This is a genomic window from Oceanobacillus sp. FSL K6-0251 (assembly GCF_038004725.1).
GTDB lineage: Bacteria > Bacillota > Bacilli > Bacillales > Amphibacillaceae > Oceanobacillus > Oceanobacillus oncorhynchi.
Genome location: NZ_JBBORS010000001.1, coordinates 171,127 through 192,609, shown reverse-complemented (window position 1 = coordinate 192,609; position 21,483 = coordinate 171,127). Strand labels below are relative to the sequence as shown.

Below are 21,483 nucleotides of genomic sequence, written 5' to 3'. Positions count from 1 at the left end.
GAGTGAATGAAATATGTCTTTAAATGAACATCTATCTACGTTGAAATATGCCTTTCCAAAAACGTTGCCGATACTGGCAGGGTTTACTTTTTTAGGCATTGCTTATGGGGTTTACATGCATTCTTTAGGGTTTCCGCCAATCTATGCCATCCTCATGAGTGTTCTTATTTTCGCCGGTTCCATGGAATTTGTAGCCGGAAATCTGCTATTAGGGGCATTTAACCCATTCAGTGCATTTCTATTAACGCTAATGATTAATGCCAGACACCTTTTCTATGGTATCTCTATGTTAGATAAGTTCAAAGGAACCGGCAAGAAAAAAATGTATCTCATCTATGGGATGTGCGACGAATCCTTTGTTATTAACAATACCGCCCGCACACCTTCGGATATAAATAGCGGATGGTTTATGTTCTATGTCACCTTATTAAATCAAATCTATTGGGTCAGCGGCGCCACTGTCGGCAGTTTATTCAGTTCGCTGATTACCTTTAATACGGATGGTCTGGAATTCGTGATGACGGCCTTGTTCGTGGTTATCTTTTTAGACCAGTGGATGAAAGAGCGCAATCATATCAGCTCCCTCATCGGGATAGCCGCTTCCGTTTTATGTTTAATTCTATTTGGCACAGAAAACTTTATCATTCCTGCCATGCTTATCATCTTGATTTTTCTGAGCATCATTAAAAAGTTCATTACAAAAAATGAGGTGATTTCATCATGATGTCAATCACCCAGCAAATCATTATGATTGCTTGTGTAGTTGCAGGCACCTTGTTAACGAGATTCCTGCCGTTTATAATTTTTAAAGCAGATAAGCCTACGCCAAAATATATTAAATACTTAGGATACGTCTTACCGCCAGCTGTATTTGGATTATTGGTTGTTTATTCCTTAAAAGATGTGCAGGTTACATCATTAGAAGGCTTCCTGCCAGAGCTTCTGGCAATTGGGTTAATTATTGGCCTGCACTATTGGAAGCGGAGCATGCTGCTGTCTATTGCGGGCGGGACCATATTTTATATGTTTTTGGTACAGGTTGTTTTTTGATGTGAGAAAACGAGGGTTAAGTAAACATACCTTCTGCTTGATTATATTCGCATTTTAATTACTTATAGAGGATAGGCAGTAAGCACACATCACAAATAGCGTTTCACTGCATATCCTCTATTATTTTTGTTCTGCTTTATTCAAGGTTAGCATGCTTACCATACATCTTATGTGAATCCAACCCTTTTTTCTCCATACAGCGCAGAATCAAGGCATCATAAAATAATAAGGATGTTTGTTCAAAAAGAGAGCCCATCGGCTGAATCGTCTTATAATCGCCTTCAGACTGATCTTTCGTTACCCCTGGTAATTCAATCGTAATATCAGCTAACTCACCAATAGTGGATTGAGGAGAAATGGTTACAGCCGCAACAATTCCTCCAAGGCTTTTTGCTTTCTCAGCAATAGCTCCTAATGTTTTCGTTTCCCCTGAGCCTGATCCGATGATTAATAAATCATCCTTCTCTAAATTAGCCGTTACCGTCTCCCCTACTGCATATGCTTCCAGACCCATATGCATCATTCGCATGACAAGGGATTTCGCCATGAATCCGGATCTTCCTGCACCAGCCACAAAAACCTTCTCGGATGCTAATATCTGATTTACTAATTTCTCCGTTTCTAAATCAGAAATAAGTTCTGCTGTTTGACTAAGTTCTTGAACAATGTTGGTTAAATATTGGGTTGTTTTCATCTTTACATTACCCTTGCAACATTAATTCTTTCATTTCGCTTGCAGCAGCTTTTTTATCTTCTTTACTTGTGATTCCTCCGCCTACGATAACTAAATCTGGCTGATGCTTCACGACTTCAGCAAGTGTTTCTAATTTGATTCCGCCTGCAATCGCTGTTTTTGCATTCTTGACAACGCTCTTGATGGTGTGCAGATCTTCAAAGGAATTTTGCCCTACAGCTTGCAGATCATATCCTGTATGAACGCAAATATAATCCGCACCGAGTTCATCCAGCTCTTTTGCACGCGTTTCGATATCTTTTACAGCAATCATATCCACCAGGATTTGTTTGCCCTGCTTTTTCGCTTCTTCTACAGCGCCTTTAATGGACTCATCCTCTGCAGCACCAAGAATGGTGATAATATCCGCACCGGCAGCAGAAGCTTGGCTTACCTCGTATCCAGCCGCATCCATAATTTTTAAGTCTGCTAATACTGTTAAGTCAGGAAAAGCAGCCTTTACTTCCTTCACCGCTTTTAGTCCTTCATTAATCACGACAGGTGTTCCAATCTCTACCACATCGACATGCTCTTCTACCTCTTTTATTAAATCAATTGCTCCTGGAATATCGACAAGATCTAGCGCTAATTGTAATTTCATTATTTTCGCTCCCTCATTTTCTAAATTTATTGTGCTAAATGGTTTTTAGAAGGCAAGCTCGCATTACCGCTTCAAACCCTATTTACGCATCAGCATGTCATCAAGTATACTGAGTATATCTAGAAATGAGAAGTACGCACTTTTACCGCATATAGTGCTAAAAAGTATACCATTGAAGGAAATAAAGCAGAGGTGAAGGAAATGCCGAATTTAGGAGAGAAAACTTTTAATTGTGAAAAGGAATTAACACTTGCGGTCATTGGCGGGAAGTGGAAAATGCTGATTTTATGGCATCTGGGCAAGGAAGGGACAAAACGTTTTGGTGAATTAAAGGCGCTGATGCCCGGGATTACCCAAAGAATGCTTGTTAATCAATTACGCGAGCTGGAAGACCATTTAATCGTTCACCGTGAAGTATATCCCGTTGTTCCGCCCAAAGTAGAGTATTCTCTTACAGAGCACGGCGAAAAGCTGTTGCCGATTTTAGATGCAATGTATGAATGGGGCAAGGATTATATTGAGAATGTGTTAGAAAAAGAGGATCAGACCGCTATGAAATAGATACATTCTTGTTAACATGCTATGTGGTAATTATTTTTTATCACGCTTCATTTACAGCAAATGTATGCCCAAGCCTTGAACAGCGATAATCGTTCAAGGCTTTTTATGCGCTTCATTATTTTAGCCCTTTTGCAATAAACTCGAAAAAGGACTAAAATAATCAAATAGACACTTAACCAATCCATGACAATACACATTGCGTCGACAAATTTGTTTAACTGCCCTTTTTCCGGCAGAAAATACGACTGTAATTTACATACATAAGGTGATGCATACAATGACAGAAACGATTCGTAAACCATGGTTGTTCATTTTAACGATTGGGCTTGGAACACTGCTCAATCCGTTAAACTCATCGATGATTTCAGTGGCATTAACACGATTACAGAATGAATTTACATTAACCTTCGCGGATGCTTCCTGGCTGATTTCTATCTTTTACCTCGCAAGCGCAGCGGGGCAGCCTGTCATGGGCAAATTGAGTGATATGTTTGGTCCGAAAAAGCTGTTTATGGCCGGGCTCATTATCGTAGCAGCCGCATCGATATTAGCTTCCTTTTCACCAAACTACCCGTTTCTATTGGGCTGCCGTGCCTTGCAGGCGATTGGGAGTTCGACTTTATTCCCCAGCGGCATGAGTATGGTTCGGACACATATTACAAAAGGACAAGGGAAAGCATTGGCTGTATTATCGATCTTTGCTTCCACATCTGCTGCTTTCGGTCCTTCTATTGGCGGATTTTTAGTGGCATCTTGGAATTGGCATTCCATTTTCCTGATTAATTTTCCGTTTATTATTTTATCTTTTTTGCTGACTCTTTTTATTTTACCAAATACAGGGCAAGGAGAATTTGAGGCAAAACGGATTGATTTCAGCGGCATCCTTCTCTTTATTATTGCGATTGTAGGATTGATTCTGTTCTTGCTTTCGCTGGATCAGAACATTCGCTGGTGGGCATTATTGCTCTTCCTATCTGCTGCTGTCGGCTTTTACTTTTTCGAGCTTAAGCAGGAAGAACCCTTTATTGATGTCAAAGGGTTAACAAAAAATCGCTATGTTTCTTTTATTTACTTACAATTCATGAGTATTAACCTGATACATTATTGTTTCTTTTTTGGATTTCCAACTTATCTGCAGCAGGTTCGTGAATATAGCGAGCAGCATACGGGCGTAATTATGTTGTCACTGGCAGGATTCGGTGTCATTGTTTCGCCCTTAGCCGGCCGTCTGATTGATAAATACGGTTCTAAACTGCCGATGGTTATCGGTGCATTATTACTTTTGGGCGGTACGGGACTGCTTTTAACGTACAATGATGCATCCCCTTTAATCTGGCTGCTTATTATTATGGCTGTCCTTGGCATGAGTAATGGATTTAATAATATCTCTGCACAAACAGCACTTTATGAACACGTGGATCCAGAGGACACGGGATCCGCTTCCGGGTTATTTCAAACCAGCCGCTATTTGGGTTCAATTTTATCCTCCAGCCTCCTTGGTTTAACATTTAATCGTCATTTAGATACAGAGCACCTGCATCTCGTTGCAATGATTTGTTTTGCCTTTTGTATAGTTGTCGTGGCTCTGGCGTTTAAGCTTCCGGGGAAATTGCGGGGTAAGGACGCATAGGGAAAACAGCAATCCTCTATTTTAAAATAATGGAGGTTTGCTGTTTTTAACCTTATCTGCTTCATTCACAGCGAATGTCCAGGCTTCTTTCTTTAATCATTCTGCTTAGGAAGTAATTGATAAAAATAGTAATATGCCAATTTTAAATGCACTTCCTCTGATATCTTTTGATTTCTTTTCCTTGTTTTTTGGTGACACTACGAACGTTACGAGACTTGAATAAACCTGCACTTTGTGTATAATGGAAATTAACTTCATTATATAAGAATGTTTTCTAGGGTTCCGCAATGCGAATTGGTCTGGTCCGAGAGAAAACTCACAGCCTGAGCTGTGCCACGGAAGGACAAAAGCCTGGGAGAGACTGTTTATACAGTTGTCTCCCAGGCTTTTTTGTTTTTTATTGGGAAGAATAAACGCGGAGGTGTTATCTACATGAATATGGTGTGGTTACAAGTAATTATCGCAGCAGTTATTGAAGTTTTTTGGGTGATTGGACTAAAGCATGCCTATGATTTTTGGACTTGGACAGGGACAATTATCGCGATCATTCTCAGCTTCTATTTAATGATCATGGCTGGGAAGAAGCTTCCTGTTGGAACGGTTTATGCTGTTTTTGTCGGACTGGGAACAGCAGGAACAACATTTGCAGATATTGCTTTCTTCGGAGAGCCGTTTCAGTTCATAAAGATTCTTTTGATTGCCATTTTATTGACTGGTGTCATTGGTTTGAAGTTAGTAACGAAAGACAAAGAGACAGAAGGAGCTGAATCGTAATGGCCTGGACTTCATTAATTATCGCTGGATTATTCGAAGTAGTTGGTGTAACGATGATAAACAAGCTGCATAAAGATCGTAATTGGCAGGCATTGGTCTTGCTCGTTCTTGGTTTTGGAGCCAGCTTCTTTTTCCTTTCGTACGCTATGGAAACATTGCCTATGGGGACTGCTTATGCGGTATGGACTGGTATCGGCGCCTCTGGCGGGGCAATAGCAGGAATGCTTTTTTATAATGAACCAAAGGAATGGAAGCGAATGGTGTGTATCGCCATGGTTTTAGGAGCGGCTGTCGGGTTAAAATTATTTTCGTAATGCATCTCTAAAAAATAATTTTCACTGCTTATATCAATTTATTGGTTATTAAATCTATATTCAAACTTAAATAATGCAGCCTCACTGCTTGCTCAAATATCAAAGAAGGAAGTAGTGAGGCTTTCGTTTTATCAACAAATTTAAAGCCAATTAAATTTGTTGATACAGCTCCCTTTTTTGATTAACTTCCTGTCTTCTAAAGTGAATAAAAGAAATTGAACAAGCCAGAAAGCATGTCCCCGCTAAAAAAATAAATGCATGCTTCATGGATAAATGCTCATAAATACTCCCGCTAATTATTGGAAAAATTGTCATTCCCAGCGCATAGACAGCTTGAAAGAAGCCCATTGCAGTAGAACGCTTTTGGTCAGGAATCGACTGCATAGCACTGGAGGTCAGGAGCGAGAACAAAATTCCAGTACCTAATCCCGGTATCAGTTGTAAAAGGCAAACAAGCAAGATAGAATTTGTCTGGGGAACCAGTACACAGTAAATGCCGAGGAAGAGAAAGCTGAAACAAATCCATAACTTCATAGACATCATTGCCAGGAATTTAGTCGAAGCCAATCTGGCAAAAACGACTGCTGACAGCATATAAATAATAGACGACATACCAATAACTAGATTGGAGCCGCCCAGCTCCTGAACAATCTGGTTTGTAAAGGACATGGTGGTAGACATTTGCACACCCTGCTGCACTAATGCCAAGAAGGAAAAAAGAACTAAGCTTTTATTTGCAGTCACCTTTATTAATTCCCTGAAGGAAACGTTATTTGTGTGATGAGATGGTTTGGTTGATTGAAGAAAGAAAGCGAGTACAAAACCAATCAGTCCTGCAGCTAAACTGAAGGCACAAATCATCATCATGCCGACTTTATCATAGAGAAGCGTGCTGGTTACAAAACCAAGCAGCATGCCGGCATTGTTAGCCATAATAATTCTGCTGGTGGCGCGTATCTGATCCTTTTGGTTAAAAAAGCTCATATAAAGAATCATAAAAGAAATCCAGGTGGCGCTTGCAGTTCCTGATAAAATATTCCCAAGGAAAAAACCAATATCATCCGGCAGTAAAACCCTGCTTAGCGAGGCGCCGCCCGCAAATAAAGATCCAAGTATGATAAACAGCTTGTGATTGCTGCTAAGATCAGCCAAAATACCTACTGGCAGCCGGAGCATAAGCTGTGAAATGCCATATGCACCAATAATCATACCTACCAGATTACTAGAAATATTTACCATAATTAAGTAGGTCGTTTGATAGGGAATGTAAACATATTGCGCGAACCAGAAACAGACAACAACCCATAAAATTAACGATGCCTGCTTTTTTTGTGCATTATTCATCTTTTCATTACTCCTTCTATTTTCCAGTGAAATGTTGGGGAATTCAAGGTTTACGCAGCATATAATCAGGCCTTTTTCTCCTGTTTTTTTAGCGGTTTCCCGATTCGTTTCCCCTGCATTTCTAACTGCTTTAAAACAAAGATTTTTCAGTACAATCTCTATTTTCAAAGTTCTAATGCAGTATCATATCCTAAGATTAAAATTTGCACAAGCATCATTTATTTCTTCATTTTTTCAGAAAAAAAGATTTAAAAATCGCTTGCATCGAAAATGAAAGCGTGTTAGTATATTTGCAAAGCTTCATACTGGAATACATTTGACGTGTTACTGATAATGCAGGCAAGATCAAGTGTACACTTTAATAATCATGGGAAAGCTGTGTTTTCCCCTTGAGATTATTTGTGTGCGTTTGGTCTTTTTTTGTGTCAATATGTGTTCTTCATATTTTATCCGTTGGCCAGTGGATTAATTTTTAGCGAGGGAGAAAAAACATGAACTATCAACAGGTGGCACAGGAAATTTTAAACAACGTGGGTGGAAAGGAAAACGTTTCTGGATTAACCCACTGCTATACACGTTTGCGTTTTACGTTATATGACACAAAAAAAGCAAACAAGGCGAATTTAGAAAAGATGGACGAGGTTATCTCGGTTGTCGAGAATAGCGGCCAGTATCAGGTTGTGATTGGAAATAAGGTGGCGGAAGTACATGATCAAATTCAACTTCTTCTGGGTGATTTAAATAAAGCGGTAAATAAAGAAGAGAATAAAGGGTCTATCGGAAGTCGAATCTTAAATACATTTACATCCATATTTATTCCGATTATCCCGGCAATTGCTGCATCCGGCATGCTGAAAGGAATTCTGGCTCTTGCGGTTATGATTGCAGCTTATTATTGGAATGTGGATATTAAAGAATACAATACGTACCGGATATTAGATGCCACCTCCAATGCTTTATTTTACTTCTTCCCGATTATGATTGGTTATGTAGCGGCGAAAGTATTTAAGGCAAATGAATTAATTGCAATGGTACTGGCAGCAACGCTATGCTACCCGGATCTGGTTGATTTAATGACAAGCGGTTCAGCCGTTACGTTTTTAGGAGTTAATGTCACATTAGCAGACTACACCTCAACGGTTATCCCGATCATTATTGCTGTATTTATCATGGCATATGTTCAGCGCTTTTTTGAACGCATTACCCCCGAGGTTTTAAAAATTATTATGGTGCCAACCTTCACGCTATTAGTGATGGTACCAGCGACATTAATTATTTTTGGACCTATCGGCATTCACTTAGGTAACTTCATCAATTGGCTATACTATATCATTATGGATATCAGTCCAACCTTATTAGGTGCTTTTATTGGCGGAATCTGGTGTGTGCTTGTTATATTCGGTGCTCACAAAGCCATTCTGCCAATTGGAATTAATGATGTGGCCCAAACTGGTCAGCAGAATCTTTTAGCATTTGCAGGTGCTGCTAACTTTTCTCAGGCAGGAGCTGCTGCAGGTGTACTTTTAAAAACGAAAAATAAGAAATTAAAAACGTTATCTGCAACGGCAACCGTAACAGCACTTTTCGGAATTACCGAGCCAGCCATTTACGGGGTTAATCTTCGTCTGAAAAAACCGATGATTTATGCAGTAATCAGCGGAGCGATAGGCGGCGGTCTGATGGGCTGGGGCGGATCCTATGGCACAGCCTTTGCCAACCAGGGTTTTTTAACCATCCCGGTCTATATTGAAGCAGGGACAAAAGCATTCTTATGTTATATTATTGGTATTGCGATTGCCTTCTTTGGGGCTGCAGCGATGACGATGTTATTTGGTTTTAAGGATATTCCTGAAGAAGAGGATGCTTCGGATGAAGGCCTTGGAGACAGCGAGGAGGAAGCTCCAAGGACAGGAACAGACACAGAAATAACTATTCCTTCGCCAGTCCAGGGAAAGCTGATTCCATTATCTGAAGTAAAAGATGAAGTTTTCTCATCAGGCGCATTAGGAGAAGGAGCAGCAGTTTATCCAACAACCGGTGAAGTGGCAGCGCCAGCCGACTGTAAAGTATCTGTTCTCTACCCGACATTGCACGCTATCGGGCTGCAGCTGGAAAATGGCGCTGAATTATTAATTCATATCGGCTTTAATACCGTTGAATTAAATGGAGAAGGATTTGAAGCCCATGTGAGCGCCGGTGATGAGATACGCAAAGGGACCAAAATTGTCTCGTTTAATATAGAAGAAATTGAAGCAAAAGGCTATGATCTCACCACCCCAATGGTTGTCACCAATTCTTCGCAGTTGCAAGGTGTTTCCATTGTAGAAAGCAATACGGATAGAACTGTTTGATAAAAAATAATTAAATAATATATAGGAGTGACGATAATGAAAAATTATTTCAGCAAAGATTTCTGGTGGGGAGCCTCCTCCTCCGCCTTCCAAATTGAAGGAGCATGGGACAAAGATGGCAAAGGTAAAACGGTAGCGGATTACAATGCATTCCAAAAATCAGATGTACAAGCAGATACCAGAGTTGCCAGTGATTTCTACCATAACTATAAAGAAGATATTCTTTTAATGAAGGAACTTGGTTTAAAAGCTTACCGTTTCTCTATTTCCTGGGCGAGAATTATTCCAGATGGAGATGGAGAAGTGAATCAAAAGGGGATTGATTTCTACAACAATGTGATTGATTTCTTATTAGAGAATGATATTATTCCATTTGTGACGCTGTACCACTTTGACCTGCCATTTGCTCTGGTTGAAAAGTACAATGGCTGGGAAAGCCGTGATTGTGCTTTTGCTTTTGAAAAGTATGCAAAAACCTGTTTTGAAGCTTTCGGCGATCGTGTAAAGCATTGGCAGGTGCATAATGAACAAAATCTAATGATTCGTGTTAATATTCGCATGAATATGTATGATGTGCCAAGTGAACAGGCTGAAAAAGTGAGAGCACAAATGGATTATCATATGTTTCTAGCGCATGCGCTTGCTACGAACGCTTGCCATGAAATGCTTCCAGATGGACAAATCGGACCGGCTGTATCCTCCACCATGACATATCCAAGCTCCAATCGGCCGGAAGATGTGTGGGCAGCCAGAATGAACGATAATTTCAAAACCAATTATGCCTTAGAAATGTATTGTTTCGGAGAGTATCCGGGATACTATAAAGAATATCTGAAGAAATGTGATATTTATCCAGAAACACAGCCAGAGGACGAAGAAATTCTCAAAGCATCGAAGCCGGATTATATCGCCGTAAACTATTACCGTACGCTGGTAGCCAGCTATCTGCCTGCCGATGATGCTCATCCATTCGGAACAAAGGAAAATGATATTGATTTCGACTTATATGGATACTTTAAAATTGAAAAGAACCCAAATCTCGAAGTAACAGATTATGGGATTCAAGTAGATCCAACCGGCTTAAGACTTTTACTAAATGATTATTATGAAAAGTATCGTTTACCGATGATTATCACAGAAAACGGCTTAGGAACTGGCGATCAGCTAACAGAAGATGGTAAAATACAAGATGATTACCGGATTGAATACTTAAAAGATCATATTGCCGCATGTAATGATGCCATTTCAGATGGTGTCGAGCTGTTTGGGTATTCCCCATGGTCTGTAATGGACTTGCTAAGCTCCCGTCAAGGCTTTATGAAGCGTTATGGTCTGGTTTATATAGACAGAGAAGATTTTGATCTCAAAGAATTGCGTCGAATTAAGAAGGACAGTTTTTACTGGTATCAAGATGTTATTAAAAATAATGGATTAAATTAATCAGCAAAGGAATAGGAACGTAGCCATGCAGATCGTAAAAGTGATGAACAATTCCTTAGTATTAGCAATCAATGATTCAGGAAATGAATACATCTTAATGGGCAAGGGAATCGGATATAAGAAATCAATTGGCTGCCAGATTCAAGATTCTGAAATAGAGAAAACATTTATCCTAAAAGACAAAACCATTTTGAAGAACTTTATACAGCTGGCAAGTGAGCTGGATGATAGGTATTTTAATCTTGTAAAAGAAATCATTGAATTTGCCACAAAAGAATACGATATGGAAGTGATGGATTATTTATACCTGTCACTGTCTGACCATATTTCTTTTGTTGTCCGCAGATTTCATGAAGGAAACCTTGGAGAGAAATTTACCTATGTGGAGGTTGTGAAATATTATCCAAAGGAATATGCAGTTGGCAGATTCGCAGTAAACCTGATCAATCAAACAATGGGAATAGATCTTCCTGAAAGTGAAGCCTCTGCCATTGGAATGCATTTTGTCAATGCACGTTTAAATTCAGAATCCTATCATGAGGAAGCGCAAATTGCCAAGCTGATCGATCATATTGAAGCAATCGTTCAAAGAAAAGCGAATGCCCATTTCGATAAAGCAAGCCTTTCTTATACAAGATTTATTACGCATCTAAAGTTTTTTGCTGAGAGAATCATCAAAAATCAAATTTTTAAAGACACCGATACTGACATCCTGTTTGATCAATTGAGCCAATCAATGCAGCTGGAGAATAAGATTATTGAAAGCATTACACATTTTGTGAGACAAAAATATGCGATTGATCTGACTAGGCAGGAGAAGCTTTACTTAATCATTCATATTAATCGGATACTAAGAGATGATCCCAATAAATCATAACTGCTGTTATTAAAATCTCCTCGAGGCTTCTGCCTTGAGGAGATTTTAATATTATGGGATGAATATTAACAGGTATCGAGTACCCTGTTCTTGAATTTAACTATTTATAAATTCCCCTAAATTCATGCTAAAATCGCCTTTAACACCAGCTTATACTTATCCTTATTTACTTTACACACACTTACTTTTGACAATAGCAATGATTCCGCTTGTAACTTCTTTAATTGCTTCTATTCCCACTCTTTCCTCATCCGTATGTGCATAAATCGAATTTCCTGGACCAAAATACAATGTATCGGTAGCATATTTTGCAAGCGTACCGCCTTCTCCCCAGCCTCCAAATACATCAACTTCTAATTTTCTATCGAGCGCTTTCTCCAGTAACGCCTTAAGTTGAAGAAATTTTTCTGAACTGCTATCTATTTCCATCGGCGTGCAATCCACTAAGATGTTCGTTTGATAACGGAATACTGGATAAGTATCCTTTAGCCTTTTTGCTACAATATCAATTTCTTCTTGAAAATCATTTATGGTTTCATTGGGCAAGTATCTTTTATCAATCACAATCCTGCAATTCGCTGGTACACTATTCGCTTGTTTACCAGCTTCTATCGCCCCAACATTCATTTTTGCTTCGCCTAACAGCGGATGGGAATTCCTTTTGAATTTTTCCTCTGTATACTTCTGAAATGCCTGTATAAATGCAGACGCCATATAAATTGCATTTTCACCAAGCTCAGGCATGCTGGAATGAGCGCTTTTACCAATAAATTCTACTTCTATCCAAGCATTACCCTTTTGCGCTACCATTAGGGTTTGATTGGTTGGTTCCGAGATAATGCCTATATCACAGCTTGGCAACAAGCCTCTTTCAAAAGCAGATACGGTTTGCTGTGCGTATGTCTCCTCATCCGTAGAATACATTAAGTAAACATCGCCTTTAACCTGATGGTCACAGGCATACTTAAATGCAGCGTAATTGCTTGCACTTCCTGCCTTCATATCACATGAACCGCGGCCGTATATTTCACCGTCTTTTTCAATTGGGTTTAAGGGGTCTTGTACTCCATCTAAAGATACGGTATCCAGATGTCCTTGCAATAATAAATGATACCCTTCTCCATTTTTATGATGTGCGATCAAATATAGATTTTCCGTATGGCCATCTACTATTTGAACCTCTGCGTCAGTCTCTTCTTTAATTTTGTGATACATAAACGCTATTATTTTCTGTTTTCCTTCTACGGAAAAGGATTCCATGCGAATAAATTCCTTTGTTAATTCAACAGCTACGTCCTCGTACACCCTTATCCCTCCTATCCATTTTATATTACAGGTAAATGCACCTTATATTTTCAGCTTATTATTTTTGTAGTCAGACCTAATAGCTTTTACCGCTGACCAAATCAGAAAAACATTAACAAAAAATAATGGCACGCCAAATAAGGAGGTCATCGATTGCATGATGCCTAATATATTCAGCTCTTCCACCGCATTTTCTAAATATAGTATGGTCACAGGCAATACCATAAAAATACACCCCCATAGCACTTTAAACCATTTATTCGGTTCCTCATTTACTTGCAGATTTTTAGATGTAATCATTGCTACCATTGTTGATACACTCGTTGCACTGGTCGCAAGGTTAAAAAAGACTAATACGATAAATACAATGATTGCTATCTGTCTAAATGTTCTTCCATAAGATATTCTTGCTACCCATAAACCGATAGAAATAGATAAACTTAAATACCACGCCCAATAAAAGATTGTCCAATTCTGAATAAACCCTGTCTGGGCAACTGCATCCGTATAAAAACTCATCTTAACAAAGTTTGTAATATTCGTACCTACAGCCATCACAACATTATTTAAAATAAATGACTTCGGCCCTACGATAAAGACAAACAAGAAAAACGCAAGCGCTAAATAAATATTAAAATTACTAATTTTCGCCATACCTTTAGCAATTGATTTTGATGTAGCGGCAATAAAAAATGCGCAAAATGCAAAGATAATCGTAATTCTTAATGTAAGTGTATTATCTACGTTAAATAAGTCACCGATAAGCTCTCCTATAACGGAAGTTCCCAGTCCTACAGTTATTAACAAACCACCTACAAAACAAAATGTTACGACTCCATCAATGATGAGCTTGAATAAGGAATTTTTCGTCTTTTCTTTACCCAGTACTTCCGAGCATGCTTCTGAAATTTTCATGGATTTACCCTTACGATTCCAGAGCATATACCCGATTGCTAAAGATGCCGGCAAGTAAAATGCAGAGGCTGAAAATCCCCAGTGAAACATTCCATAGGCGGATGCCATTTCATATGCTTCCACAGATCTGGGCTCTATCCCAAATGGAGTGGATTCGACATAAAACATCCACTCTACAATACCGAAAATAAGTATTCCTGCGGCTAATGCGGAGGTAATAATCATTGATATCCAAGTAAAACCTTTATAATGAGGTTTCGCATCTTCTCCGCCCAATCGGATATTTCCGTATTTTGAAATTATTATAAATATAACAAATATCGTACATCCAAATCCGATTAACAAAAATGCCCATGCAAAATCTGTTGTCATCATATGAAAAAAATCATTAATTATCTTGGATGTTCCATCTGGCCAAAATACAATTGGCACAACAACACACATCAACAAGGTAATCGTTAAAGCTATTAATTTAATATCTACCTTCTTACTCAAAAGCAATTCCTCCATATTTTCTTCGTTATGTTACAGGAAGACTCTCTAAAAAAGATTAACCCTAGCAATTCTTATAAGCTCTAAGCGTATACCTCTACTCTGGGATCATTACTGTGTCTCATCGCTATATAGTTAGATACAGATAATAAAAAGATATCCTCCTTATTATGCGGTTGAGCTTGATCCGCATTATGTAAAAATCATTCAGCAGGATGATAAGCATTAAATCTATTTTTCATTGTGAAAAATAACATTGATTGACGTTATTCAGCTGCTTTTTATATAAAAACGCCCATTTGGAGAAATTGTCCAAATGGGCGTAACTCTTGATATAGTTGTTTATTAACGTTTTGAGAACTGAGGAGCACGACGGGCTTTTTTAAGACCGTATTTCTTACGCTCTTTCGCTCTAGGATCACGTGTAAGAAATCCTTCTGTTTTTAATGAAGCACGGTATTCTGGATCTGCTTGCAGTAAAGCACGTGCGATTCCGTGACGGATTGCACCTGCTTGACCAGTAAATCCTCCGCCATGTACATTTACAAGAACATCATATGTTCCTTGAGTTTCTGTAGTAGCAAGCGGCTGGTTCAAGATTAAAAGTTGTGTTTCATATGGAAAATAGTCTCTAGCATCGCGACCATTGATTGTAACGTTTCCTGTACCTGGTACTAGACGTACGCGGGCAGTTGACTTTTTACGGCGACCTGTGCCATAGTATTGTACTTGTGCCAATTCATTTACCTCCCTTTAATTATCCGCGAAGTTCGTAAACTTCTGGTTTTTGAGCTTGATGGCTATGCTCAGCGCCTCTGTATACGTGCAATTTCTTCTTCATTTTACGTCCTAAAGGTCCTTTTGGAAGCATTCCTTTGATTGCAACTTCAAGCATTTCTTCAGGGTATTTTGTACGCATTTCGTATGCGTTACGTGCTCTTAATCCACCTGGATGATGGGAATGATTGTAGTACATTTTGTCATTCATTTTGTTTCCAGATAGTTCAATTTTGTCTGCATTGATGATAATTACATAATCACCAGTGTCTGCATGTGGTGTGTACGTAGGTTTATGTTTACCACGTAAGATAGCAGCTACTTCGCTTGCTAAACGTCCTAAACGTTGTCCTTCCGCATCCACAACCAACCATTTGCGTTCGATGTTCGCTTCATTTGCCATGAAAGTTGTGCGCATGATTTTTTCCCTCCATATATCGTTCATTCTTTATTCTTCGTAATCATATTTTTATTCTTAACATAATTAGATTCCGGGGCTAATCATGGTTTAGAAATAAAATGCCATATATCATCTTATACTTTTCCCAACCAAAAGTCAAGCCTCGTATGAAAGTAATTGAAAAAATTCTTCTCTTTTTTGTGTCTATTCTTTCAATCTCCGGAATGCTTCTCTTTTTCCTGCTCATGATAGCTTACTTCCCATAGATACAGTCCATTTGGAGAAATTGTTTTCCCCAGCTGACCTCTCTCTTTCGCAGCTAAGAGGGCTGGTATTTCCTCTGGACGCCGCTTGCCAATTCCCACGTCTAAAAGTGCACTGACCATTATCCGCACCATATTGTACAAAAAGCCGCTTCCACGGAAAACAAATTCAATATCGTCTTCTTTCTTCCTGCAGGATGCATGGAACAATGTACGTATTTTAGAGCCTTTCACAGACGACTTTGCGGAAGAAAAGGTGGTAAAGTCATGTGTCCCCTCTAAATGCTTACAGGCAGCTTGTATGGCTTCTATATCAAGACATTTAGGAAAGTGCAATACATAATTGCGGCGGAATACATCGGGATCTTCCCGGTTCAAGACGATATAATGATATTCTTTCTGCTTTACACTGTAGCGGGCATGAAAGGCAGCATCCACTTTCTCTACGTATAATACCCGGACATCATCCGGCAAAAGGGTGTTGACAGCTTGTTTCCAGTTTCGCTCAGGTATCGTTAAAGGGGTATCAAAATGAATAACCTGTCCAACTGCATGGACACCTGTATCCGTTCGCCCCGATGCCTGGATACGTATCGTTTCCCCTTTATGGATTTTAGCTAAGGCTTTTTCCAGTGAGCCCTGAACGGTACGGTGATCAGGCTGTACCTGAAAACCCGCAAAGCCTGAACCGTCATAAGTAATCGTGCATTTTATCCGTTCCATTTACACAGTCCCTTTCCTTTCCTTACTGTCTTAACACAAACAAGGCTGCCAACATTAGTACAAAAGCAATCAATACAAGAATATCCTTTGTACCTACGTGCAATTCACGGAGCTTGCTTCTCCCTTCCCCGCCTTGATAACCGCGCGCTTCCATCGCCATTGCCAGGTCCTCGGCACGTTTAAACGCACTCACAAACAAAGGAACCAGTAATGGAATAACTGCCATAATCCGATCCTTCACCGGGCCTGTACGAAAATCAACACCGCGTGCCGCCTGCGCTCGGGATATTTTATCTGTTTCCTGCATCAATGTCGGAATAAACCGCAGAGAAATAGACATCATCAACGCCAGCTCATGAACAGGGAACTTAATTTTTTTCAATGGGTGAAGCATTTCCTCCATGGCATCCGTTATTTCAATCGGTGTGGTTGTCAACGTTAATAAAGAAGTCGTCAGGATAAGCAGGAAAAAGCGTAAGGAAATCGCAAAACCTTGGATAATCCCGCCGCTGTATATCTTAAAAAATCCCCAATCGACTACGACATTTCCTTCATTTGTGATAATCAGATGCAGAATAAATGTAAAAATAATTAAAAACCAGACGGGCAGCAATCCTTTTAATATAAACTGTAACGGTACTTTGGAATTCAGTACACAAAGCAAGGAGAAAGCAGTTAATAAGCTGTACGTCGGTACATTGTTTGCAAAAAAGACAACAATCACAAAGAAAAAGACAACTGTGATTTTGGTTCTTGGGTCTAACCGGTGGATAAAGGAGTTTCCAGGAACATATTGACCAATGATTAATGCATTATTCATCCGATTCCACCTCCAGCTGCCCCTTTATCTCATTTGCTAACTCCTGCAAGGTTTGGTGCTGATAGTTTAAAGAAGTACCGAATCGTTCATTATACTGATTCAGAAAATGAATAACCTCCGGCGTGTCCAATTGGACCTCCTGCAGCTTGTCTGTTTGTTTAAATACTTCCAGCGGCAGACCTTCCATATATTTTTTACCGCCATTTAGAATAATCACTTTATCCGCATAAGCGAGCGCATCCTCCATGCTATGCGTTACCAATACCGTCGTCAGTTGACGCTCCTGGTGCAGCTGATAAAACATATCCATGATTTCACGCTGTCCGCGCGGATCCAGACCGGCAGTCGGCTCGTCCAATACAAGCACTTCTGGAGCCATCGCCAATACGCCTGCAATAGCTACACGCCGCTTCTGTCCGCCGCTTAAATCAAACGGAGAACGCTCTAATATTTCTGCTGGCAGTCCGACGGCAGGGAGAAGCCGCTCTATTCTGCGGTCAATTTCCTCCTGCTCCACATCAAAATTTTTCGGACCAAAAGCAATATCCTTCGCAACGGTTTCTTCAAATAGCTGATGCTCCGGATATTGAAACACCACACCAACTTTTCTTCTTAAATCACGGATATTCTTAGGCTTTCCTTCTGAACTCAGCAGGAAATCACCAATCGTTATCTCTCCCCTGCTCGGCAGGCTTAAACCATTTAAATGCTGGATGAGTGTTGATTTCCCAGAGCCTGTATGACCAATCACAGCAACAAACGAACCAGCTTCCACCGTGAAAGAAATGTCTTCAAGGGCTTTGTGGGCAAAGGGGCTATTCTCTTGATAAATATAACTTACATCTTTGAATTGAATCTCCATAATTCCTCCAACAACTCTTCGTGGTTTAATGCTGCTTCTTTTAATTCGACGCCCTGCTTCATCAGCTCATCAGTTAATTGTGCAACAAAGGGCACGTCCAAGCCAATTTCACGCAAGCTTTCCCGCTGCAGGAATAACTCTCTTGGTGTGGTTTCTTCCCAAATTTCTCCCTTATTCATCACAATCACACGATCTGCTTGAACAATTTCCTGCAAGTCATGTGTGATGGTAATCAGAGAAAGTCCTTCTGATTCCTGGATATCATTTACGGTATGCATAATTTCTTTTCTGCCAGTCGGATCGAGCATTGCTGTTGCCTCATCTAAAATCAATACTTTTGGAGCAATCGCTAAGACGCTGGCAATCGCCACTCGCTGTTTTTGCCCGCCAGACAGCCGGTGGGGTTCAGTGATTAAATAATCCTGCATACGAACGGCAGATAAGGTGCGCTGGATTCTCTCTCTCATCTCTTCTCTGGGGATTCCTCTGTTTTCCATTCCAAATGCCACATCATCTTGAACGGTTGCCCCAACAAATTGATTATCTGGATTTTGAAAGACCATCCCTACGTCTTTACGTATATCCCAGACGGTATCATCATCTACTTTTTGACCATCGACAACGATTTCCCCATCTTTTGGCATTAATAATCCATTAAGCAGCTTGGCGATGGTTGATTTTCCAGAGCCATTGTGTCCAATAATCGCAACCCATTCGCCTTCATAAATCTCAAAGGAAACCTGATTTAACACAAGCGCTCCCTCTTCCTCATATTGAAAGGAAACATTCTTAAACTCTACTAGCTTTTTTCTGGCCATCCAGACACCCCCTTCTCCTGTTTTTTTATTATGTAATTTGTTTTTTCTATTATGGTTATTATTTTACCCATAGCGGCGGATGAACGAAAGTATTTACTTAAACAAAAGCTGATAATGTTTAATAGTAATTCTGGCCAACGCTACGGAAATACACTACGCTTTCCACAGGCTTGCGCTCAGCCTCCTCGAAAAAGAAGACCACTTTTTCCCTGCGGAGGCATACAGAATGTATGTCAGTTCGGTGTTGCGACAGGACGTCGCGAACTTAACCGAACTTCCTTTTACGCTTTCCCGTAGGAGTCTCCGTATATTTCCTCCGCTGGGTGTTGAGTATAAAATTCGTTTTTCTCTATAAACAAAAAGACTATGGTAATATTAATCAAGATTTTTATATCAAAACTGGTGAATAATCATTTTCCAATACAAAAAAAGGGCTTGGATAACCTCTGAGAGAGATTGAGTCCTGCCCCTTGCCGTTTGTAGTAATTAAACCAACTCAATGATTGCCATTTTAGCGCCATCGCCTTGGCGTTCACCAAGTTTAAGAACGCGTGTATATCCACCTTGTCTATCTTCATAGCGCGCAGCAACATCATCAAATAGTTTTTGAATTACATTATTTTCTTCATCCGCTTCTTTGTTGTATAAAAATGCTGCAGCTTGACGGCGTGCATGTAAATCCCCACGCTTACCAAGAGTAATCATTTTATCTACAATCGATCTTAACTCTTTCGCTTTTGCTTCTGTTGTTTCAATGCGTTCATGAATGATTACATCAGCTGCAAGGTTGCGAAGAAGAGCCATACGACTATCTGTTGAACGTCCTAATTTTCTAGCCACGGACTATCCCTCCCTTTTTTGAAACTAGTCAGGTGACTGTTATATCAGTCATCATCTCGAAGACCTAATCCTAGATCCTCTAATTTTACTTTTACTTCTTCTAATGATTTACGTCCTAAATTACGAACCTTCATCATATCTTCTTCAGATTTATTTGCAAGCTCTTGTACAGTGTTGATGCCAGCACGTTTCAAACAGTTGTAAGAACGAACAGAAAGATCAAGCTCTTCAATGGTCATTTCCATTACTTTTTCTTTTTGATCTTCTTCTTTTTCAACCATAATTTCTACGTTCTGTGCTTCATCTGTCAAGCCGACAAAAATATTCAAATGCTCCGTAATGATTTTTGCACCTAGAGAAACTGCTTCTTCTGGGCGAATACTACCGTCAGTCGAAACATCCAATGTCAGTTTATCATAATTAGCGATTTGACCTACACGTGTGTTCTCTACTTGATACGTAACACGTGATACTGGTGTAAAAATGGAATCAATTGGAATGACACCAATTGGCTGATCATCAAAATTGTTTTCATCTGCCGGGCGATATCCGCGGCCTCTTTCAGCAGTTAACTTCATATGAAGGTTAGCTTTACTGTTTAATGTCGCAATATGAAGATCTGGGTTCATCACTTCCACATCACTATCATATGTCAAGTCTGCAGCAGTTACTGCTCCTTCTCCCTGAACATCAATTTCTAATGTCTTCGGTTCATCAGAGTAGATTTTTAGTGCAAGCTTTTTCAAATTAAGAATGATAGTAGTAACGTCCTCCACAACCCCATCAATCGTTGAAAATTCATGCAGTGCTCCATCGATATGAACAGTTGTTACAGCAGCACCTGGTAGTGAGGATAGTAAGATACGACGCAAGGAGTTTCCAAGTGTGGCACCATATCCACGTTCTAGCGGTTCAACTACAAATTTACCAAACATAGCATCATCGCTAATTTCAATCGTTTCAATTTTTGGCTTTTCTATCTCGATCATTTAACAAACCCTCCTTTAAAACGTCGAAACCCCGGCTAGACAACAAAGTCTAACCGAAATTCCTCAAATAGGCAGTTGGCGTTTCTGCTCTACCTAATAATCTTTTGTACAAACTGTCTTTGGAATCTGTTTATCTACACATGTAGATAACCGTATGTTTTATCAACCAGTATGACCAAGTTGATAAAATTCTATACGGTTAAATTAAACACGACGACGTTTTGGCGGGCGGCAACCATTATGAGGAACTGGAGTTACGTCAACAATTGCAGTAACTTCTAATCCAGCAGCCTGTAAAGAACGGATTGCAGCTTCACGACCAGCGCCAGGTCCTTTAACAGTAACTTCTAATGTTTTCATGCCGTTTTCGGTTGCAGACTTCGCAGCTGTTTCAGCAGCCATTTGTGCAGCAAACGGAGTTGATTTTTTAGATCCTTTAAAACCTAGAGCACCAGCAGAGCTCCAGCCGATAGCATTACCTTGTGTATCCGTGATAGTAACAATTGTATTGTTAAAAGTAGAACGGATATGAGCAATACCAGATTCTATATTCTTTTTCACACGACGTTTACGCGTATTTGTTTTACGTGCCATTTGTAAGCTT

23 protein-coding genes and 1 riboswitch are annotated in these 21,483 nt (G+C 39.7%); of the genes, 9 read left to right on the top strand and 14 right to left on the bottom strand.

Going from position 1 to position 21,483, the window contains the following annotated elements:
* Positions 1–13: 13 nt before the first annotated feature.
* Together MKY45_RS01010 and MKY45_RS01005 are read left to right on the top strand one after the other, a co-directional pair.
* Positions 14–724, top strand: coding sequence for an AzlC family ABC transporter permease (locus MKY45_RS01010; protein WP_256705489.1), 711 nt, complete (start codon positions 14–16; stop codon positions 722–724).
* Positions 724–1,050, top strand: coding sequence for a branched-chain amino acid transporter permease (locus MKY45_RS01005; RefSeq protein ID WP_212928891.1), 327 nt, complete (start codon positions 724–726; stop codon positions 1,048–1,050). Before MKY45_RS01010 ends, MKY45_RS01005 begins: the two co-directional genes overlap by 1 nt.
* A 136-nt stretch (positions 1,051–1,186) precedes the next feature.
* Here MKY45_RS01005 and hxlB read toward each other — a convergent pair whose 3' ends face one another.
* Both hxlB and hxlA read right to left on the bottom strand, forming a co-directional pair.
* Complete coding sequence (hxlB, locus tag MKY45_RS01000; RefSeq protein WP_193064199.1) at positions 1,187–1,744, bottom strand: 6-phospho-3-hexuloisomerase; 558 nt, start codon at positions 1,742–1,744, stop codon at positions 1,187–1,189.
* A gap of 7 nt (positions 1,745–1,751) precedes the next feature.
* Positions 1,752–2,384, bottom strand: coding sequence for a 3-hexulose-6-phosphate synthase (hxlA, locus tag MKY45_RS00995; RefSeq protein ID WP_193064198.1), 633 nt, complete (start codon positions 2,382–2,384; stop codon positions 1,752–1,754).
* A 201-nt stretch (positions 2,385–2,585) separates the two neighbouring features.
* On the opposite strand from hxlA, the gene MKY45_RS00990 reads away from it, so the two are divergent.
* The 4 genes from MKY45_RS00990 (at position 2,586) to MKY45_RS00975 (ending at position 5,663) form a co-directional block, all read left to right on the top strand.
* Complete coding sequence (locus MKY45_RS00990; protein ID WP_256705488.1) at positions 2,586–2,945, top strand: winged helix-turn-helix transcriptional regulator; 360 nt, start codon at positions 2,586–2,588, stop codon at positions 2,943–2,945.
* A gap of 277 nt (positions 2,946–3,222) precedes the next feature.
* Complete coding sequence (locus tag MKY45_RS00985) at positions 3,223–4,575, top strand: MFS transporter (protein WP_256705487.1); 1,353 nt, start codon at positions 3,223–3,225, stop codon at positions 4,573–4,575.
* A 263-nt stretch (positions 4,576–4,838) separates the two neighbouring features.
* Positions 4,839–4,935: riboswitch (guanidine-I (ykkC/yxkD leader) on the top strand.
* Positions 4,936–5,007: 72 nt separating this feature from the next.
* Positions 5,008–5,349 carry a DMT family transporter gene (locus MKY45_RS00980; RefSeq protein WP_276540060.1) on the top strand — a complete coding sequence of 114 codons (342 nt, stop codon included), beginning with the start codon at positions 5,008–5,010 and terminating at the stop codon, positions 5,347–5,349.
* The gene (locus MKY45_RS00975; protein WP_042530860.1) at positions 5,349–5,663 is read left to right on the top strand and encodes a DMT family transporter; all 315 of its coding nucleotides are present in this window, start codon (positions 5,349–5,351) and stop codon (positions 5,661–5,663) included. Before MKY45_RS00980 ends, MKY45_RS00975 begins: the two co-directional genes overlap by 1 nt.
* A 150-nt stretch (positions 5,664–5,813) precedes the next feature.
* Here MKY45_RS00975 and MKY45_RS00970 read toward each other — a convergent pair whose 3' ends face one another.
* Positions 5,814–7,007, bottom strand: a complete 1,194-nt coding sequence (locus tag MKY45_RS00970) for an MFS transporter (protein WP_256705486.1) — start codon at positions 7,005–7,007, stop codon at positions 5,814–5,816.
* A 491-nt stretch (positions 7,008–7,498) separates the two neighbouring features.
* Between MKY45_RS00970 and MKY45_RS00965 the strand changes: the two genes are divergently transcribed.
* Genes MKY45_RS00965 through MKY45_RS00955 form a run of 3 tightly spaced genes read left to right on the top strand, consistent with a single transcriptional unit; the run spans position 7,499 to position 11,675 of the window.
* Positions 7,499–9,358 (top strand): beta-glucoside-specific PTS transporter subunit IIABC, encoded by a 1,860-nt coding sequence (locus tag MKY45_RS00965; protein WP_341172389.1) that lies wholly within the window; start codon positions 7,499–7,501, stop codon positions 9,356–9,358.
* A 36-nt stretch (positions 9,359–9,394) separates the two neighbouring features.
* The gene (locus MKY45_RS00960; protein WP_341172388.1) at positions 9,395–10,798 is read left to right on the top strand and encodes a glycoside hydrolase family 1 protein; all 1,404 of its coding nucleotides are present in this window, start codon (positions 9,395–9,397) and stop codon (positions 10,796–10,798) included.
* A 25-nt stretch (positions 10,799–10,823) separates the two neighbouring features.
* A complete protein-coding gene (locus MKY45_RS00955) occupies positions 10,824–11,675 on the top strand; it encodes a PRD domain-containing protein (RefSeq protein ID WP_339181445.1) in 852 nt (283 codons plus the stop codon).
* Between the two features lie 171 nt (positions 11,676–11,846).
* On the opposite strand, the gene MKY45_RS00950 is transcribed toward MKY45_RS00955, so the two are convergent.
* From MKY45_RS00950 to rpsK, 11 genes are all read right to left on the bottom strand, one after another.
* Positions 11,847–12,980 (bottom strand): M20 family metallopeptidase, encoded by a 1,134-nt coding sequence (locus MKY45_RS00950; protein WP_341172387.1) that lies wholly within the window; start codon positions 12,978–12,980, stop codon positions 11,847–11,849.
* Positions 12,981–13,022: 42 nt separating this feature from the next.
* Positions 13,023–14,390: a BCCT family transporter gene (locus tag MKY45_RS00945; protein ID WP_341172386.1), complete on the bottom strand. Its 1,368-nt coding sequence runs from the start codon at positions 14,388–14,390 to the stop codon at positions 13,023–13,025.
* Positions 14,391–14,732: 342 nt separating this feature from the next.
* A complete protein-coding gene (gene rpsI, locus MKY45_RS00940; RefSeq protein WP_042530842.1) occupies positions 14,733–15,125 on the bottom strand; it encodes a 30S ribosomal protein S9 in 393 nt (130 codons plus the stop codon).
* A gap of 19 nt (positions 15,126–15,144) precedes the next feature.
* The gene (rplM, locus tag MKY45_RS00935) at positions 15,145–15,582 is read right to left on the bottom strand and encodes a 50S ribosomal protein L13 (RefSeq protein ID WP_042530840.1); all 438 of its coding nucleotides are present in this window, start codon (positions 15,580–15,582) and stop codon (positions 15,145–15,147) included.
* 194 nt (positions 15,583–15,776) lie between these two features.
* On the bottom strand, positions 15,777–16,550 hold the full coding sequence (gene truA / locus MKY45_RS00930) for a tRNA pseudouridine(38-40) synthase TruA (protein ID WP_341172385.1): 774 nt from the start codon (positions 16,548–16,550) through the stop codon (positions 15,777–15,779).
* A gap of 22 nt (positions 16,551–16,572) precedes the next feature.
* Entirely contained in the window at positions 16,573–17,370 is a 798-nt protein-coding gene (locus MKY45_RS00925; RefSeq protein WP_193064176.1) for an energy-coupling factor transporter transmembrane component T family protein, read from the bottom strand.
* A complete protein-coding gene (locus tag MKY45_RS00920) occupies positions 17,363–18,232 on the bottom strand; it encodes an energy-coupling factor ABC transporter ATP-binding protein (protein ID WP_256705470.1) in 870 nt (289 codons plus the stop codon). Before MKY45_RS00920 ends, MKY45_RS00925 begins: the two co-directional genes overlap by 8 nt.
* Positions 18,208–19,050 carry an energy-coupling factor ABC transporter ATP-binding protein gene (locus MKY45_RS00915; protein ID WP_341172384.1) on the bottom strand — a complete coding sequence of 281 codons (843 nt, stop codon included), beginning with the start codon at positions 19,048–19,050 and terminating at the stop codon, positions 18,208–18,210. The genes MKY45_RS00920 and MKY45_RS00915 overlap by 25 nt, the downstream gene beginning before the upstream one ends.
* Positions 19,051–19,536: 486 nt before the next feature.
* A complete protein-coding gene (rplQ, locus tag MKY45_RS00910; RefSeq protein ID WP_042530831.1) occupies positions 19,537–19,890 on the bottom strand; it encodes a 50S ribosomal protein L17 in 354 nt (117 codons plus the stop codon).
* Between the two features lie 44 nt (positions 19,891–19,934).
* Positions 19,935–20,879 carry a DNA-directed RNA polymerase subunit alpha gene (locus MKY45_RS00905; RefSeq protein ID WP_042530829.1) on the bottom strand — a complete coding sequence of 315 codons (945 nt, stop codon included), beginning with the start codon at positions 20,877–20,879 and terminating at the stop codon, positions 19,935–19,937.
* Between the two features lie 204 nt (positions 20,880–21,083).
* Positions 21,084–21,473: a 30S ribosomal protein S11 gene (gene rpsK / locus MKY45_RS00900; protein WP_042530827.1), complete on the bottom strand. Its 390-nt coding sequence runs from the start codon at positions 21,471–21,473 to the stop codon at positions 21,084–21,086.
* Positions 21,474–21,483 lie beyond the last annotated feature (10 nt).

Coding starts and splice junctions, on each gene's coding strand:
- MKY45_RS00920 (WP_256705470.1), bottom strand. CDS start 18,232: ATGGAGATTCAATTCAAAGATGTAAGTTATATTTATCAAGAGAATAGC.
- MKY45_RS00980 (WP_276540060.1), top strand. CDS start 5,008: ATGAATATGGTGTGGTTACAAGTAATTATCGCAGCAGTTATTGAAGTT.
- MKY45_RS00970 (WP_256705486.1), bottom strand. CDS start 7,007: ATGAATAATGCACAAAAAAAGCAGGCATCGTTAATTTTATGGGTTGTT.
- MKY45_RS00905 (WP_042530829.1), bottom strand. CDS start 20,879: ATGATCGAGATAGAAAAGCCAAAAATTGAAACGATTGAAATTAGCGAT.
- MKY45_RS00965 (WP_341172389.1), top strand. CDS start 7,499: ATGAACTATCAACAGGTGGCACAGGAAATTTTAAACAACGTGGGTGGA.
- rpsK (WP_042530827.1), bottom strand. CDS start 21,473: ATGGCACGTAAAACAAATACGCGTAAACGTCGTGTGAAAAAGAATATA.
- MKY45_RS00990 (WP_256705488.1), top strand. CDS start 2,586: ATGCCGAATTTAGGAGAGAAAACTTTTAATTGTGAAAAGGAATTAACA.
- MKY45_RS00975 (WP_042530860.1), top strand. CDS start 5,349: ATGGCCTGGACTTCATTAATTATCGCTGGATTATTCGAAGTAGTTGGT.
- rplM (WP_042530840.1), bottom strand. CDS start 15,582: ATGCGCACAACTTTCATGGCAAATGAAGCGAACATCGAACGCAAATGG.
- truA (WP_341172385.1), bottom strand. CDS start 16,550: ATGGAACGGATAAAATGCACGATTACTTATGACGGTTCAGGCTTTGCG.
- hxlB (WP_193064199.1), bottom strand. CDS start 1,744: ATGAAAACAACCCAATATTTAACCAACATTGTTCAAGAACTTAGTCAA.
- hxlA (WP_193064198.1), bottom strand. CDS start 2,384: ATGAAATTACAATTAGCGCTAGATCTTGTCGATATTCCAGGAGCAATT.
- MKY45_RS00960 (WP_341172388.1), top strand. CDS start 9,395: ATGAAAAATTATTTCAGCAAAGATTTCTGGTGGGGAGCCTCCTCCTCC.
- MKY45_RS00915 (WP_341172384.1), bottom strand. CDS start 19,050: ATGGCCAGAAAAAAGCTAGTAGAGTTTAAGAATGTTTCCTTTCAATAT.
- MKY45_RS01010 (WP_256705489.1), top strand. CDS start 14: ATGTCTTTAAATGAACATCTATCTACGTTGAAATATGCCTTTCCAAAA.
- MKY45_RS00955 (WP_339181445.1), top strand. CDS start 10,824: ATGCAGATCGTAAAAGTGATGAACAATTCCTTAGTATTAGCAATCAAT.
- MKY45_RS00985 (WP_256705487.1), top strand. CDS start 3,223: ATGACAGAAACGATTCGTAAACCATGGTTGTTCATTTTAACGATTGGG.
- MKY45_RS00925 (WP_193064176.1), bottom strand. CDS start 17,370: ATGAATAATGCATTAATCATTGGTCAATATGTTCCTGGAAACTCCTTT.
- MKY45_RS01005 (WP_212928891.1), top strand. CDS start 724: ATGTCAATCACCCAGCAAATCATTATGATTGCTTGTGTAGTTGCAGGC.